Here is a 16,016-nt window from a genome sequence, read left to right as displayed (position 1 = left end):
GCGGAGGTGCTCATGGATTCCGTTCCGGGCTGACCGCGACCGGCCTCGCCGACCTCTTTGCATCCCGCGTTGCCTCCTCACGCGGCAACAGCGCAGTGTCGTGAAAGCGTTCTCCACGCGGGATCGTCAGGCCCACCGTCAACCCGCCGACCACCAGCCCGATGGACAACAGGCCGATCATGGCCGGCAGCAGGATAGTCGGTGCCGCCGCCTGGTCTTCCAGATCAAGGGACGACCCGATCTCGTCGAGCCATGTACCGTACTGCGTGCCGTAGATGACGAGCAGCACAATCATGGTCAATCCGATTGCCGCAGTGAGTAGCCCCCAGATGATCCCTCGCACCTGGACAGCTTTGCAGGACGAGGGGCGATGCGGAACCGATCACACCACCGTCATCGCATGATCAGCCCGATAGGCCCGCCAGAGCCTGTACGCCTCAGGCCGTCTCGACGTCCTCGGCGAACCAGCGCGCAGCAGAACCGGAGAAGACCGGCTCGCTTGCCACCGGCTCGTTGTCGTCGACGACGTCGCACACGACGACCGTCACGTTGTCACGCGTTCCGGCTTCGAGAGCGAGCGCGACGGCGGAGGCGGCCGCGGCGCGGGGATCCGAGGCCTCGGCGATGATCCGGGCGACGTCTGCTTCCGGAACGTAGTCGGTCAACCCATCGCTGCACAGTACCCAGCGATCGCCGACGACCGGAGGGCGCTCGGCGACGGACACGACATCGCCCTCGGCGCCCCCCAGCGAGGCCGTGATGATGTTACGACGCGGGTGGGCCGCGGCGGCCTCCGGCGGGATGATGCCGTGATCGACGAGAGCCTGCACGTACGAGTCATCACGCGTCTCGCGAGTGAACTCGCCGTCGCGGAGCAGGTAGGCGCGAGAGTCGCCGGTGTGCGCCAGCAGCAGGTCGCCGCCCGTGCTGAGGAACAGACCCGTGAAGGTCGTCGCCATGCCCTGGAGCGCGGGGTCACGCTCGACATGGGCGCGGATGTCCCAGTTCGCCTCGCGAATGCGCACCAGGAGTCCATCGGCGTCGAGGCCACCGCCCCGAGTCGCGACGAGTCTATGCAGGAGCGCCGCGGAGGCGAGGTCTCCCGAGGGGCCTCCCCCGACGCCGTCTGCCACCGCCGCACCCCAGGACGCCGCGAAGGCGGCGTCCTGGTTGGTGGGACGGTGGGAGCCGGCGTCGGAGACGGCGGCCGCGATCAGCCGAACGGGCACAGGATCAGCGTGCGAAGTACCCGCGGTAGTACTCGTACACCCATCCGACGATGGCGATGACGAAGACCAGGAATCCGACGGGGACGAGCCAGCTACCGACAGCGAGACCGATCACGGCGATCGCGGCGGAACCGGCCAGGACGATGGGCCACCACGACCACGGGCTGAACTCGCCCATCTCGGGGTCACCGTCGTCGATGTCGGCCGTCAGAGTGTCCTCGGGCAGCTCGCCGTTCTGTGCCTTGAGCACGCGGCCGATGTAGAAGGCGATCATGGTCGACATGAGGCCGAGGAAGGCCAGGGCGACCGTTCCGACCCACTCGACGCCACCGTGCTGGAGCAAGCTCCACGCGGTGTAGACGCCGGCGATCACGAACGCGAAGACGGCCAGGAGCCACCAGAGTCCGACATTGGTACGCATCGTTACTTGACCTCTCCGGCAGCGGCGTCGACGACAGGCGCGTCGGGGGCATCCTTGGCCGGACCCACACCGACCGGAATGCCGGCCTCGGGGTGGTTCAGGTCGAAGGCGGGGCGCTCGCTACGGATACGCGGGATGGAGGTGAAGTTGTGACGCGGCGGCGGGCACGAGGTGGCCCACTCGAGCGACGCTCCGTAGCCCCACGGGTCGTCGACCGTCACGCGCGGCGCCTTGCGCGCGGTGATCCAGACGTTCAGCAGGAACGGGATCATCGACGCACCGAGGATCATCGATCCCACCGTCGACAGCTGGTTCTCCCACGTCCATCCGTCTGCGGCCGCGTAGTCGGCGTAACGACGCACCATGCCGTCGACGCCCAGCCAGTGCTGGATGAGGAAGGTCATGTGGAAGCCGACGAACAGCATCCAGAAGTGCACCATGCCGAGACGCTCGTTGAGCATCTTGCCGGTCCACTTCGGCCACCAGAAGTAGAAGCCCGCGAACATCGCGAACACGACGGTTCCGAAGACGACGTAGTGGAAGTGCGCGACGACGAAGTACGAGTCCGACAGGTGGAAGTCGAGCGGGGGCGACGCGAGGATGACACCGGTCAGACCGCCGAAGACGAACGAGACCAGGAAGCCCAGGGCGAAAACCATCGGGGTCTCGAAGGTCACCGAGCCGCGCCAGAGCGTACCGATCCAGTTGAAGATCTTCACGCCGGTCGGCACCGCGATCAGCATCGTCATCAGGGCGAAGAACGGCAGCAGCACGCCCCCCGTGACGTACATGTGGTGGGCCCACACGGCCACCGACAACGCGGCGATCGCGATCGTGGCGTAGACGAGGGTCTTGTACCCGAAGATCGGCTTGCGGCTGAAGACCGGGAAGATCTCGGAGACGATGCCGAAGAACGGCAGCGCGATGATGTACACCTCGGGGTGACCGAAGAACCAGAACAGGTGCTGCCAGAGCAGGACGCCGCCGTTCTCGGGGCTGTAGATGTGCGAGCCGAGCACGCGGTCCGACGCGGCGGCGAAGATGGCCGCGGCGAGCACGGGGAACGCCAGCAGGATCAGGATGCTCGTGATCAGCGTGTTCCACGAGAAGATCGGCATGCGCCACATGGTCATGCCGGGCGCGCGCATCGTGAGGATCGTCGTGATGAAGTTCACCGCGCCGAGGATCGTGCCGAAACCGCTGATGCCGAGTCCCAGCATCCAGAGGTTTCCACCGACGCCCGGCGAGAAGCTCGCATTGGCGAGCGGCTGATAGGCGAACCATCCGAAGCCAGCCGCACCCTGCGGGGTGAGGAAGCCGGAAACGGCGATCGTGGATCCGAACAGGAACAGCCAGAAGGCGAAGGCGTTCAGACGCGGGAACGCCACGTCGGGCGCTCCGATCTGCAGCGGCAGCAGCGCGTTGGCGAAGCCCGCGAACAGCGGCGTCGCGAACATGAGCAGCATGATCGTGCCGTGCATGGTGAAGAGCTGGTTGTACTGCTCTTTCGTCGGGATGATCTGCATGCCGGGCTCGAAGAGCTCGGCGCGGATGATCAGCGCCATGACGCCACCGAGCATGAAGAACATGACGGAGGCGATCAGGTACATGTACCCGATGGTCTTGTGGTCGGTGGAGGTGATCCACTTGACGACCAGGTTGCCTTTCTGCTCAACACGCGTGGTGCTCAGCAGTGCGGCTTGACGCGGCGGGAGAGTCGTGGGGCGCGAGGCCCCCTTCTCCTGGAGCGGAAGCGTCGTGGCCATGATCACTCGTTCCCTTCGGTGCCGGCCGTGCTCAGGTTCTGCAGGCGCGACAGGTCGCTGATGTCGCCCACGTCGCCGGCCGAGCGCAGCGAGTCGAGGTAGTCCTCGTACTCGGCGTCGCTGACGACCTTGACGTTGAAGAGCATGGCGGAGTGGTATTCACCGCACAGCTCGGCGCACTTGCCCTCGTACGTGCCCTCACGGGTGGGCGTGAACGACCACTCGTTGTCACGGCCGAGGTACATGTCTTTCTTGTAGAGGAAGTCGATGATCCAGAACGAGTGGATGACGTCGCGCGAGCGGAGGTCGATCTTGACCGTCTTGTTCACCGGCAGGTACAGGGTGGGCACGTCCTGCAGGTCGTAGCCGTCGGACGTGGCCTTGGCCTGGACACCCATCGAGTAGACGGCGTCGGAGTTGTCTTCCTGCGTGCCGTTGTACTGGAAGTCCCACGCCCACTGCTTGCCGTACGCCGTGATCGACACGTCGGGGTCGTCGTACTGCGTCTCGAGCGTGTTCTGGTCGCGCGCCGTGAAGGCGAAGAAGCCGACGACCAGGATCAGAGGAACGATCGTGTAGAAGATCTCGACCGGCATGTTGTAGCGCAGCTGGACCGGCAGACCAGACTGCCCCTTGCGACGGCGGTACGCGATGACCGACCACAGCATGAGGCCCCAGGTGACGACACCCACGGCGAGGAGCACGATCCACGAGTTGACCCACAGACCGGCGACCATGTCGGTGTGGTTGGTGGCGGGCGTACCGTCATCGACGAAGCCGGGCAGGAAGCCGTGGAGCTGTGTCGTGGTGCAGCCGGACAGGAGCGCAACCGAGGCGATCCCGACGGGGAGCGCAGCCCAGCGAAGGCGACGTTTGGAGGGCACAGTGCACCTTTCCGGGTCGTGGATGAAGCTTTGACAGTCTACGGCAACCTCTCACCGTTCTCAGGCCATTCGTCCAGTGCCGAGACATCGAGAACCCCCGGGTTCCGCGGTGTGATCCGGGGTCCGGGGGTTCTCGATGGGGCGCCGTGAAACGGCGGCTGAGATCAGTGGAAGCTGTCGCCGCAGGCGCAGGAACCGCCGGCGTTGGGGTTGTCGATCGTGAAGCCCTGCTCCGAGATCGTGTCCTTGAAGTCGATGTTCGCACCGTCGAGGTACGGAACGCTCATGTCGTCGACGATGACCTCGACGCCGTCGAAATCGGCGACCTTGTCACCGTCGAGGTAGCGCTCGTCGAAGTAGAGCTGGTAGATGAGTCCGGAGCATCCGCCGGGCTGAACGGCCACGCGCAGACGAAGGTCGTCGCGACCCTCCTGCGAGAGCAGGCTCTTCACCTTGTCGGAGGCGGCGGCGGTGAGGCCGACACCGTGCTCGCGGGTCTCGGCGGAGGACGACAGTGTGGTGTCGGTCATGGCGATGCCCTTCGGTTGATCGGTCGCGGGGACGTGACGAGTCTACGCCCGCCACGGCCCCGCGGTCCGCTCAGACGGTGCGCTCGTTCAAACGCGTCAGCAGGAGGGCCTCCGACACCAGGGCGTTGCGGAACGTGTCGAGGTGCAGCGACTCGTTCGGGCTGTGCGCGCGGGCGTGCGGATCCTCGACACCGGTCACGAGGATCTGGGCGCTCGGGAACTCGCGGACGAGGTCGGCGATGAAGGGGATCGATCCGCCGACGCCGACGTCGACCGAGTCCACGCCATACCCGTCGGCGAACGAGGCGCGAGCGTCTTCGACGGCCCATCCGCTCGTGTCGACGAGGAACGCGTCGCCGCAGTCGACGTCGGTGAACTCCAGCTGCGCGCCGAACGGCGCATGGGCGCGCAAGTGCGCCTCGATCGCCCGGTAGGCCTCGTGGGCGTCCTGCCCCGGGGCGACGCGGGCGCTGATCACCACGCGGGTCTGCGGGGCGAGGGTGTTCGACGCCGAGTCGACGGGCGTGGCGTCCCAGCCGGTGATCGTGACCGACGGCTTGTTCCAGATCCGGCTGAGGATGGCGTCGCGGCCGATCGGCCGCACCCCGTCGAGCAGTCCCGCCTCGGCGCGCAGGGTCTCTTCGCTGTAGTCGGGCGTGGGGGCGTCGCGCTCGAGGAGACCGTCGACGGCGACGGCACCGTCGTCGTCCCACAGCGTCGCGAGCAGCTTCACCGTGGCGAGCATGGCATCCGGGACGGCGCCGCCCATCATGCCGGAGTGCGATGCGTGCTCGAGGGTGCGCACGGTGAGCGTGAAGCGCGCGTTCCCGCGGAGCGACACCGTGAGACCGGGGGTGCGGTCGTCCCAGTTGCCCGAGTCGGCGACGACGATCACGTCGGAGCGCAGCACCTCGGCGTTGTCGGAGAGGAACTGCCCGAACGAGCGCGAGCCGTACTCCTCTTCGCCCTCGATGAACACCGCGATGCCCAGGTCGAGGTCGTCTCCGAGGACTTCGCTGACTGCGCGGATGGCACCGACGTGGGCCATGACCCCCGCCTTGTCGTCGGCGGCGCCGCGGCCGTAGAGGCGGCCGTCGCGAACGGTGGGTTCGAAGGGCGGTGAGTCCCACAGGGCTTCGTCGCCGGGAGGCTGGACGTCGTGGTGCGCATAGAGAAGAACGGTGGGCCGACCGTTGCGAGCGGCTCGCGACGCCAGCACGGCGGGCTGTCCCATCTCGTCGGTGCCGGGGATCGCGGCACGCGCGACCTCGACGGAATCGAAGACGCCGGTGCCCCTCAACAGGGCGGCGACGGCGTCGGCGCTCTCGACGAGGGTGGACTGATCGAACGACGGCCACGCGATCGACGGGATGCGTACGAGGGAGCCGAGATCGGACAGGGCGGCGGGGATGCCGGCGTCGGCTGCGCGATGCACAGCCTCGTGCCGGGACAGGTCGGGGGTCATGCGGGTAATCTTAGATCTCCCGATCCGCGAACTGCCGAGGTAACCCGTGGCCAAGTCCCCCGCCCCCGCCCCCAACGACACCCCCGTCGAGCCGACGGTCCTCGGATCGGGCAAGGGTCGCGCGACCCCGTCGCGCGCCGAGCAAGAGGCCGCCCGCAAGCGCCCGCTCGTCCCCGACACCAAAGAGGCCAAGGCCCGCGCCCGAGCCGAGCTCGCCGCCCAGCGCGAGAAGGCCCGCGTCGGCATGGCCGCCGGCGAGGAGCGCTACCTCCCGGTGCGCGACCGCGGTCCGCAGCGCCGCTTCGGACGCGACTTCGTCGACGCGGGCTGGCACCTCGGTGAGGGCGTCATGCCGTTCATGGTCCTCGTGATCGTGGCGACGCTGATCCCCGTCGCGTTCTTCCAGTACTGGTCGTTAGTGGCGCTGTGGATCTTCATCCTGTTCGTCGTCGGCGACATGATCATCACCTCGATCCGCGTCAAGCGCGCCGCGAAAGAGAAGTTCGGCGAGAGCAAGCTCGAGAAGGGTCTCGGCTGGTACGCGGCGATGCGCACCGTGCAGATGCGGTTCATGCGTCTGCCCAAGCCGCAGGTCAAGCGCGGGCAGTACCCCGTCTGACACGACCGATCTCCTCGAAGCGGCGCGCCTCCGGGCGTGCCGCTTCGTCGTTTCCGGGGCTGCCACCGGCGCGCTCCGGGTCAGCGAATCGCAGCCCGCGCACTCCGGGTCGGGAAATCGGACCGGCGCGCTCCGGGTCAGCGTCGCGCGGCGAGACCGCGGCTGATCTGCCGGGCCCACAGCGGACCGCGATACAGGAAGCCCGTGTAGCCCTGCACCAGCGTCGCGCCGGCGGCGAGGCGGTCGCGCACGTCGTCGGCGGTCTCTACTCCCCCGGCCGAGATGACCACGAACTCGGCCGGGACGGCGGCCCGCACGAGTCGAAGCACCTCGGCGGCACGCGCTCTGAGGGGCGCCCCCGACAGGCCACCCGCTCCCGCTGCCTCGACCTTCGCGGCATCGGTGGAGAGCCCCGAACGCGAGATGGTGGTGTTGGTGGCGATGATCCCGGCGAGTCCCGCATCGACCGCGAGGCGCGCGATGTCCTGCACCTCGGCGTCGTCGAGATCCGGAGCGATCTTCACCAGCAGCGGGGTGTCGCCCGCGGCATCCCGAACCTCCGTCAGCAGGGGGCGGAGCGTCTCGACCGCTTGCAGTCCGCGCAGGCCGGGGGTGTTCGGCGACGACACGTTCACCACGAGGTAGTCGGCCAGCGGCGCCAACAGGCGGGCACTGCGCACGTAGTCGGTGGTGGCGTCGTCGACGGCGACCACGCGGCTCTTGCCGATGTTGACGCCGATCACCGGACGACGCCGCGCACGACGCAGCCGCCGCAGCTTCGCCGCCGCCGCCGCCGCGCCGTCGTTGTTGAACCCCATGCGGTTGATGACCGCACGGTCGGCGACGAGGCGGAACAGACGCGGACGGGGGTTGCCGGGCTGCGGCAGCGCCGTGACCGTTCCGACCTCGACGTGTCCGAACCCGAGCGCGCCGAGTCCCCGCACCATGGTGACGTTCTTGTCGAAGCCCGCCGCGACTCCGAACGGCGAATCGAAGTGCAGTCCGAGCGCATCCACTCCGTGGCCCGCGGGGGGCGCCGTGAAACGACGGACGACGGATGCCACCGGCTCGACGCCCGCGACACGGATCACGAGCGCACCCAGGTGGTGGGCGAACTCGGGGTCGAGGCGGGTCAGGACCGTGCGGAAGAGAAGGGGATACATCCCCGCCAGGTTACTGGACGTCGTCGCTGTCGTCGGGCGCCGCTGTCGGTCGTGCCGCGTGGTCGGCGCGCAGCTGCGCGATGGCCGCGTCGAAGTCGTCGAGCGAGTCGAACGCCTGGTAGACGCTGGCGAAGCGCAGGTAGGCGACCTCGTCGAGCTCGCGGAGCGGTCCGAGGATCGAGAGGCCGATCTCGTTGGCCTCGATCTGCGACGACCCCGTCTGGCGGATGGCCTCTTCGACCTTCTGGGCGAGCACGGCGAGGTCGGCGTCGGTGACGGGTCGACCCTGACAGGCCTTTCGGGCACCCGACATGACCTTCTCGCGGCTGAAGGGTTCGACCACGCCCGAGCGTTTGATGACGTTCAGGCCGGCCGTCTCGACCGTCGAGAAGCGCCCTCCGCAGTTGGGGCACTGACGACGACGACGGATGCTGAGACCGTCGTCGCTCGTGCGCGAATCGATGACGCGGGAGTCGGGGTGGCGGCAGAACGGGCAGTGCATGACGGAGCCAGACTACGCGTCGAAACGCGCGGTCACGGCCTCGCCGTGCGCGGGCAGCGCCTCGGCCTCGGCGAGGACGACGATGGCGTCGCGCACCTGGGCGAGCGCCGCGCGGTCGTACTCGATGACCTGCTGAGGTCGCAGGAACGTCGACGCCGACAGCCCGGCTCCGTACCGGGCCTGTCCCCCGGTCGGCAGCACGTGGTTGCTGCCCGCCAGGTAGTCGCCGAGGCTCACCGGCGTGTAGGGGCCGACGAAGACGGCACCCGCGTTGACGAAGTCCTCGGGGCGGGGGTCGGACAACTGCAGCTCGAGGTGCTCGGGCGCGTAAGCATTGCTGAACGCGGTGGCCTGGGCGATGTCGTCGACGAGCACCACGGCCGACTGCGGACCGTCGAACGCGGCGATGACCCGGTCGGTGTGACGGGTGGCGGCGACCCGGTCCGGCAGCGCCGCCCGCACGGCATCGGCGAGCACGACGGAGTCGGTGACGAGGACGGCCGAGGCCTGCTCGTCGTGCTCGGCCTGGCTGACGAGGTCGGCGGCGACCAGATCGGGGCGCGCCGAGGCATCGGCCACGACGAGGATCTCGGTCGCACCGGCCTCGGAGTCGGTTCCCACCCGGCCGGCGACCGCGCGCTTGGCCGAGGCCACGAAGTTGTTGCCCGGTCCGGTGACGACATCGACCGGGTTGAGACCGATCTCGGCCACGCCGTACGCGAAGGCGCCGATGGCACCGGCCCCGCCCATCGCGTACACCTCGGTGACGCCGAGCAGACGCGCGGCGGCCAGGATCACGGGGTGCACACGCCCCCCGAAGGCCGATTGCGCGGGAGAGGCCAGCGCCACCTCGCGCACGCCCGCGACCTGCGCGGGAACGACGTTCATCACCACGCTCGACGGGTAGACGGCCTTCCCGCCCGGAACGTAGAGACCGACGCGGCGCACGGGTTGCCACCGCTGCGCGACACGCGCGCCCGCGCCCAGCTCGGTGACCACGGGGGCCGGAATCTGAGCGGCGGATGCCGCGCGCACACGCGAGATCGCCTCATCGAGGGCGGCCCGGATCGCCGGGTCGAGATCGCGCAGGGCCTCGTCGAGGTGCGCGGCGGGCACGCGGATGACGTGGTCGCTGACGCGGTCGAAACGGGCGGCCTGTTCGCGGAGCGCCTCTTCGCCGCGTCGTGCGACATCGTCGACCAGACGGGCGGCGGTGGCGAGGGCCTCATCGCGGGCGGCCTCGGCGCGCGGAACCACAGCGAGGAGCTCGGCCGGCGAGAGCACGCGGCCGCGGAGATCGATCGTGCGAAGCATGAGTCCAGGCTACCGGCCGCCTGCGAGCCGCTCCGCGCGCGGCGGGCGGCTCGCAGGCGGTCCTCAGCCGCGCGGGTCAGCCGCGGGTGACGCCCGAGACGTCGTGGAGGTAGCCGATGCGACCGTCGTCGTGACGGATGACGAAGGTCTCGCCGCGGTCCTCGACCACCAGGGCCCAGGCGGTCGGCCCGACCCGGAAGATGGGCGTGCCGTAGTCGTCGACGACCTCGCGCTCGACCGGGGCCAGCGCCCAGAAGGCCTGGGCGTGGTGGGGTGCGTGCCGGTGGTCGTCCTGAGCGTCGTGGCTCGGCGCGTCGGACGCGTGATCGTGCCGGGGATCTTCGTCGCGGACTCCCCGGCCATCGTGGTCGTCGCCGCGGAGGGGAGCGAAGACGTCGGTGTCGTTGTGGTCGTCGGCGTGCGTGGGGAGCACGCTGGTGGCCGGGGCGCCCTCGTGCGTCAGGTCGGTCGAACCGGTGTAGCTGCCGGGCACCGGCGCCTCGTCGTGCGCCGACACGGAGTCGGGGCGCGACCCGTCGTGGTCGTCGGTCACGGGCGCACCGGCGGCGACGTGCACGGGCCGCGGGGTGCGCGGGCGCGGCACGACCGGGCGGATCGGGCGCGCGTTGCGGTGCGCGGCGACCTCGTCACGACCGCGGAAGTCGCGCGAGAACGGCGGGATCCACGGACCCGCCACGGTGAGCACCACACCCGCGAGAAGGAGCACGGCCTCGACCCAGACCACCCAGGAGCGCGTCCAGATGCCCGTGTCACCGAACACCGCGACGGTGTCCCACACCCACGCGACCCACACGAGGGCGGAGATCGAGAACGCCACCGAGGCGAACTGGTCGATCCCGAGCGAACCCACACGGCGGATGCCCTGGGGCGACAGGCGACGCAGCGCGATCAGACCGACGGCCGCCGTCGGCAGAGCCATCGCCGGGATCCACCACAGCCCTGAGGACCACACGTTGACCCCGCCGACGAGCACTCCCGACGGCGAATCGAGGATGTTGGTGCGGAAGAACGAGACGAAGAAGGCGAGGATCCACGTGCCCAGCAGTGCGACTTCGCGGACCGAGAACGGTCCGACACCGAACTGCGGTGCGTCGCCCGGGTGCGCGGTGCCGCCGACGGCGGACGCGTGGCGCGGCGCGCCCTCGTCGACGCGGTCGCCGGTGGAGGCACGCCCGGCGTCGCCGTGCGGGTCGTCGCCGTCGGATGAGGGGTTCGCCGCCCCATCCCGCGCGTGGTCCGCGGCGTCGGGGGAAGCGTGGTCGAGGGAGACGTTCTCGGAGGAGGCGTCGGCAGTGAAGGCGCTGTCGGAGAAAGCCGTGTCGGCGGAGGCGGACGCGTCGTACGCCGGGGCGTCCGGCGCGAAGATCTCGTCGACGTCGCGGGCGGTGCCGGGAGTACCCGGCGCCGTCGCGCGGTCGTGGGGGGTGTGATCGGTCACGGTGGTCCTTTCCGAAGGGCGGCGGAACGCCCGGTCATCGTAACCAGCGGGGGTTCGGCACCGCCGGGGATTGCGGCGCGCGCGTTTCGGCGCGCGAAGTGGTCGTCAGCCGAGGCAGTTGGGGCCGAGCAGACCCTTGAGCTCCCCGAACAGGTCGGCGGTCACCCGCACCGGCATAGGCACCTCGAAGACCTTGGCGGTGCTGCCCTTGTGGAGTTTGAGAACGACCTCTGTACTGCCTGAGTGGCGACGCAGCATCTGCGCCAGTTCTCCGACCAGCGCCTCGCTCGCCCGCTGCTCGGGCACCATCAGCGTGAGCCCGCCGGTCTCGTCGAGACCTTCGAGATCGGGCGCGAAGGCGCTCTGGGCGTGCAGGTTGAGACCGTCGTCGCGTCGCGATACGCGCCCTCGGATGACCATGATGCCGTCGGCCACGAGCGCCGGCGAGAACTCGGCGTACGTCTTGCCCATGAACATCACGGTCACCTCACCGTTGAAGTCCTCGATGGTGACCATGCCGTAGGGGTTGCCGCTCTGCTTCGCGACGCGGTGCTGCACGCTCGTGAGCAGACCCGCGACGGTGACCTGGTCGCCGTCCTGGACGTCTTCGGAGGCCAGCAGGTCGTGGATCGAGGTCGACGCGTGCTTGGCCAACGGCACCTCGAGCCCGGCGAGCGGGTGATCGGACACGTACAGGCCGAGCATCTCGCGCTCGAAGGCGAGCTTGTCCTTCTTCGTCCATTCCGGCCGCTCGGGAACCTTCTGCACCTGCTGCGGTTCGTCCCAGAGCGAGTCGAAGTCGAACCCGACCTCGCCGTTGGCTTCTCGCCGCTTGTCGAGCACGGCGCCCTCGCAGGCGTCCTCGTGCACCTCGATGAGCGACCGTCGCGTCGACCCGAGCGTGTCGAAGGCCCCGGCCTTGATGAGCGACTCGACGGTGCGCTTGTTCGCCACGTGCACGGGCACCTTCGACAGGAAGTCGTGGAACGAGGTGTACTTGGCGTCTTGGCGCGCCGAGACGATGCCGTCGACGACGTTGGTGCCGACGTTGCGGATCGCGCCCAGGCCGAAGCGGATGTCTTCGCCGACGGCCGCGAAGAACCGGATCGACTCGTTGACGTCGGGCGGCAGAACCTTGATGCCCATGCGACGGCACTCGTTGAGGTACACCGCCATCTTGTCTTTCGAGTCGCCGACGCTCGTCAGCAGCGCGGCCATGTACTCGGCCGGGTAGTGCGCCTTGAGGTAGGCCGTCCAGTACGAGACCAGACCGTAGGCGGCGGTGTGCGCCTTGTTGAAGGCGTAGTCGGCGAACGACTCGAGCACCTTCCACAGGGTCTGCTGCGCGGCGTCGCCGAACCCGCGCTCGGTCATGCCACCGAAGAACGTCTCTTTCTGCTTGTCGAGCTCGCTCTTCTTCTTCTTGCCCATCGCGCGACGCAGCAGGTCGGCCTGGCCCAGGGTGTACCCGGCCACGCGCTGCGCGACGGCCATCACCTGCTCCTGATAGACGATCAGCCCGTACGTCGTGTCGAGGATGTCGGCGAGGGGCTCCTCGAGTTCGGGGTGGATCGGCTCGATCTCTTGCTGCCGGTTCTTTCGCAGGGCGTAGTTGATGTGCGAGTTCACGCCCATGGGGCCGGGGCGGTACAGCGCGAGCACCGCCGAGATGTCCTCGAAGTTGTCGGGGCGCATGAGCCGCAGAAGCGAGCGCATGGGACCACCGTCGAGCTGGAACACGCCGAGCGTGTCGCCGCGGGCGAGCAGCTCGTACGAGGCCACGTCGTCGAGCTCGAGGTCTTCGAGCACGAGGGGGTGCCCGCGGTTGGCCTCGATGTTGTCGAGGGCGTCGTTGATGATGGTGAGGTTGCGCAGCCCCAGGAAGTCCATCTTGATCAGGCCGAGGGACTCGCACGCGGGGTAGTCGAACTGCGTGACGATCTGGCCGTCCTGCTCGCGGCGCATGATCGGGATGATGTCGATCAGCGGCTCGCTCGACATGATGACGCCGGCCGCGTGCACGCCCCACTGGCGCTTCAGGTTCTCGAGGCCCAGGGCGGTGTCGAAGACCGTCTTCGCCTCGGCGTCGGTCTCGATCAGCGTGCGGAACTCGCTCGCCTCTTTGTATCGCGGGTGCTCGGGGTTGAACATGCCGTCGAGCGGCATGTCTTTGCCCATCACGGCGGGGGGCATGGCCTTGGTGAGCCGGTCGCCCATGCTGAAGGGGAAACCGAGCACGCGCCCGGCGTCTTTCAGCGCCTGCTTGGCCTTGATCGTGCCGTACGTGACGATCTGCGCGACGCGCTCGTCGCCGTACTTCTCGGTGACGTACTGGATCACCTCGCCACGACGACGGTCGTCGAAGTCGACGTCGAAGTCGGGCATCGAGACGCGGTCGGGGTTGAGGAAGCGCTCGAAGATGAGGCCGTGCTGCAGCGGGTCGAGGTCGGTGATCTTCATCGCATAGGCGACCATGGAGCCCGCGCCGGATCCACGGCCGGGGCCGACGCGGATGCCGTGGTCCTTGGCCCAGTTGATGAAGTCGGCGACGACGAGGAAGTAGCCCGGGAACCCCATCTGCAGGATGACGCCGGTCTCGTACTCGGCCTGCTTGCGCACGGCGTCGGGGATACCGCCCGGGTAGCGGTCGTGGAGGCCGTTCTCGACCTCTTTGATCATCCAGCTGTCTTCGGTCTCGCCCGCGGGGACCGGGAAGCGCGGCATGTAGTTGGCCGAGGTGTTGAACTCGACCTCGCACCGCTCGGCGATGAGCAGCGTGTTGTCGCAGGCTTCGGGGTTGTCGCGGAACACCTGCCGCATCTCGGCGGGCGACTTGACGTAGTACCCGTCGCCGTCGAAGCGGAAGCGCTTGGGATCGTCGAGCGTCGATCCCGACTGCACGCACAGCAGCGCCGCGTGACTCGTGGCGTCGTGCTGGTGGGTGTAGTGGAGGTCGTTGGTGCCGACCAGGGGGATGTCGAGGTCCTTGGAGATCTTGAGCAGATCGCTCATGACGCGACGCTCGATCGAGAGTCCGTGGTCCATGATCTCGGCGAAGTAGTTCTCTTTGCCGAAGATGTCCTGGAACTCCGCCGCCGCGGCGCGCGCGGCCTCGTACTGCCCGAGTCGAAGACGCGTCTGCACCTCGCCCGAGGGGCACCCGGTGGTGGCGATGAGCCCCTTGCCGTAGGTCTGCAGCAGCTCGCGGTCCATGCGGGGCTTGAAGTAGTAGCCCTCCATGCTCGCCTTGGACGACAACCGGAACAGGTTGTGCATGCCCTCGGTGGTCTCGGACAGCAGCGTCATGTGCGTGTACGCACCGGAGCCCGAGACGTCGTCGCCCTGCTGCTCGGGGGTGCCCCAGCGCACGCGGGTCTTGTCGGAACGATGGGTGCCCGGCGTGACGTACGCCTCGATGCCGATGATCGGCTTGATGCCGGCGTCTTTCGCGGTCTTGTAGAACTCGTAGGCCGCGAAGGTGTTGCCGTGGTCGGTGACGGCGATGGCCGACATGCCCTGCTTCGCCGCTTCTTGGACCATCGGTCCGATGCGGGCCGCACCGTCGAGCATCGAATATTCACTGTGAACATGAAGGTGAACGAAGGAGTCTGCTGCCACGTACCGAGTGTACGTTCGGCCTCCGACATCGGTTCCGGAAGTTCGCGGCGGACGCCCAGTTCGCATGTCGTCCCCGGGCGCGTCGCCGGGGTCCGGCATCCTGTTCGCGCCCGATGTCGAGATCAGATCGAGTCGGAGAGGATCTCGAGCGCGCTCGCGAGGTCGGCGGGGTACGGCGACTCGAACGACACCCACTCCCCCGTACCGGGGTGGCTGAAGGCCAGCCGATGCGCGTGCAGCCACTGCCGCGTCAGCCCCAGGCGCGCCGACAGGGTCGGGTCGGCGCCGTAGAGCGGATCCCCCGCGCACGGATGCCGGTGCGCGGCCATGTGCACACGGATCTGATGCGTGCGTCCGGTCTCGAGATGGATCTCGAGCAGCGACGCGCGGGGGAACGCCTCGAGGGTCTCGTAGTGCGTGACGGAATCTTTTCCGTCGGGGGTCACGGCGAACTTCCACGAGTGGTGCGGATGCCGCCCGATGGGTGCGTCGATCGTTCCCGCGAGGGGGTCGGGGTGCCCCTGCACCACCGCGTGGTAGATCTTCTCGACCTCGCGCTCTTTGAAGGCGCTCTTGAGGAGTGTGTACGCGCGCTCGGTCTTGGCGACGACCATGAGCCCGCTCGTACCGGCGTCCAGACGATGAACGACGCCCCGGCGCTCGGCCGGGCCGCTGGTGGCGATGCGGAAGCCCGCCGCGGCCAGGGCGCCGAGCACCGTGGGCCCGTCCCACCCGACGGAGGGGTGCGCGGCGACGCCCGCCGGCTTGTCGACCACGACGATGTCGTCGTCGTCGTGGACGATCCCCAGATCGGGCACGGCGACCGGGATGATCTCGGGGTCGCGCTTGGGCTCCCATTCGACGCTCAACCAGGTGCCCGCGCGCAGGCGGTCGGACCGGCCGGCGGGGCGACCGTCGACGCTCACTCCCCCGGCGTCGGCCACGTCGGCGGCGAAGGTGCGGGAGAACCCCAGCATCTTGGCGAGCGCCTGGTCGACGCGCGTTCCGTCGAGCCCGTCGGGGACGGGCAGGCTCCGCGACTCCAT

Annotated in this window: 14 protein-coding genes; 1 reads left to right on the top strand and 13 read right to left on the bottom strand. The window is 68.7% G+C overall.

From position 1 onward, the window contains the following. Nucleotides 1-10 precede the first annotated feature (10 nt). The 7 genes from IFR11_RS11840 to IFR11_RS11810 form a co-directional block, all read right to left on the bottom strand. Nucleotides 11-343: a hypothetical protein gene (locus IFR11_RS11840; RefSeq protein WP_206755304.1), complete on the bottom strand. Its 333-nt coding sequence runs from the start codon at nucleotides 341-343 to the stop codon at nucleotides 11-13. 94 nt (nucleotides 344-437) lie between these two features. After that, on the bottom strand, nucleotides 438-1,229 hold the full coding sequence (locus IFR11_RS11835) for a protein phosphatase 2C domain-containing protein (protein ID WP_191916282.1): 792 nt from the start codon (nucleotides 1,227-1,229) through the stop codon (nucleotides 438-440). A gap of 4 nt (nucleotides 1,230-1,233) precedes the next feature. Continuing rightward, nucleotides 1,234-1,650, bottom strand: a complete 417-nt coding sequence (locus tag IFR11_RS11830; RefSeq protein WP_191916281.1) for a cytochrome c oxidase subunit 4 — start codon at nucleotides 1,648-1,650, stop codon at nucleotides 1,234-1,236. Nucleotides 1,651-1,652: 2 nt separating this feature from the next. Further along, entirely contained in the window at nucleotides 1,653-3,416 is a 1,764-nt protein-coding gene (ctaD, locus tag IFR11_RS11825) for an aa3-type cytochrome oxidase subunit I (RefSeq protein ID WP_055835588.1), read from the bottom strand. A 2-nt stretch (nucleotides 3,417-3,418) separates the two neighbouring features. Then, a complete protein-coding gene (ctaC, locus tag IFR11_RS11820) occupies nucleotides 3,419-4,300 on the bottom strand; it encodes an aa3-type cytochrome oxidase subunit II (protein ID WP_082509361.1) in 882 nt (293 codons plus the stop codon). 164 nt (nucleotides 4,301-4,464) lie between these two features. Then, on the bottom strand, nucleotides 4,465-4,830 hold the full coding sequence (locus IFR11_RS11815; protein WP_055835582.1) for a HesB/IscA family protein: 366 nt from the start codon (nucleotides 4,828-4,830) through the stop codon (nucleotides 4,465-4,467). A 70-nt stretch (nucleotides 4,831-4,900) separates the two neighbouring features. Next, nucleotides 4,901-6,295, bottom strand: coding sequence for a dipeptidase (locus IFR11_RS11810; protein ID WP_191916280.1), 1,395 nt, complete (start codon nucleotides 6,293-6,295; stop codon nucleotides 4,901-4,903). Between the two features lie 46 nt (nucleotides 6,296-6,341). Here IFR11_RS11810 and IFR11_RS11805 point away from each other — a divergent pair, with 46 nt between their 5' ends. Continuing rightward, the gene (locus IFR11_RS11805) at nucleotides 6,342-6,914 is read left to right on the top strand and encodes a DUF3043 domain-containing protein (RefSeq protein ID WP_191916279.1); all 573 of its coding nucleotides are present in this window, start codon (nucleotides 6,342-6,344) and stop codon (nucleotides 6,912-6,914) included. A gap of 137 nt (nucleotides 6,915-7,051) precedes the next feature. On the opposite strand, the gene IFR11_RS11800 is transcribed toward IFR11_RS11805, so the two are convergent. The 6 genes from IFR11_RS11800 to IFR11_RS11775 all read right to left on the bottom strand — a co-directional run bounded on the left by IFR11_RS11800 (nucleotide 7,052) and on the right by IFR11_RS11775 (nucleotide 16,016). Next, nucleotides 7,052-8,077, bottom strand: coding sequence for a quinone-dependent dihydroorotate dehydrogenase (locus IFR11_RS11800; protein WP_191916278.1), 1,026 nt, complete (start codon nucleotides 8,075-8,077; stop codon nucleotides 7,052-7,054). 10 nt (nucleotides 8,078-8,087) lie between these two features. Beyond that, a complete protein-coding gene (gene nrdR, locus IFR11_RS11795) occupies nucleotides 8,088-8,579 on the bottom strand; it encodes a transcriptional regulator NrdR (RefSeq protein ID WP_055835570.1) in 492 nt (163 codons plus the stop codon). Nucleotides 8,580-8,591: 12 nt separating this feature from the next. Then, nucleotides 8,592-9,893 carry a histidinol dehydrogenase gene (hisD, locus tag IFR11_RS11790; protein WP_191916277.1) on the bottom strand — a complete coding sequence of 434 codons (1,302 nt, stop codon included), beginning with the start codon at nucleotides 9,891-9,893 and terminating at the stop codon, nucleotides 8,592-8,594. A gap of 76 nt (nucleotides 9,894-9,969) precedes the next feature. Beyond that, complete coding sequence (locus tag IFR11_RS16385; RefSeq protein ID WP_244630740.1) at nucleotides 9,970-11,352, bottom strand: hypothetical protein; 1,383 nt, start codon at nucleotides 11,350-11,352, stop codon at nucleotides 9,970-9,972. Nucleotides 11,353-11,457: 105 nt separating this feature from the next. Further along, nucleotides 11,458-14,922: a DNA polymerase III subunit alpha gene (gene dnaE / locus IFR11_RS11780; RefSeq protein WP_070408123.1), complete on the bottom strand. Its 3,465-nt coding sequence runs from the start codon at nucleotides 14,920-14,922 to the stop codon at nucleotides 11,458-11,460. Nucleotides 14,923-15,092: 170 nt separating this feature from the next. After that, a complete protein-coding gene (locus tag IFR11_RS11775; RefSeq protein ID WP_191916276.1) occupies nucleotides 15,093-16,016 on the bottom strand; it encodes an RluA family pseudouridine synthase in 924 nt (307 codons plus the stop codon).

It is taken from the genome of Microbacterium sp. CFBP 8801, from assembly GCF_014839455.1.
Lineage (GTDB): Bacteria > Actinomycetota > Actinomycetes > Actinomycetales > Microbacteriaceae > Microbacterium.
This window is presented reverse-complemented; position numbering and strand designations above follow the sequence as displayed.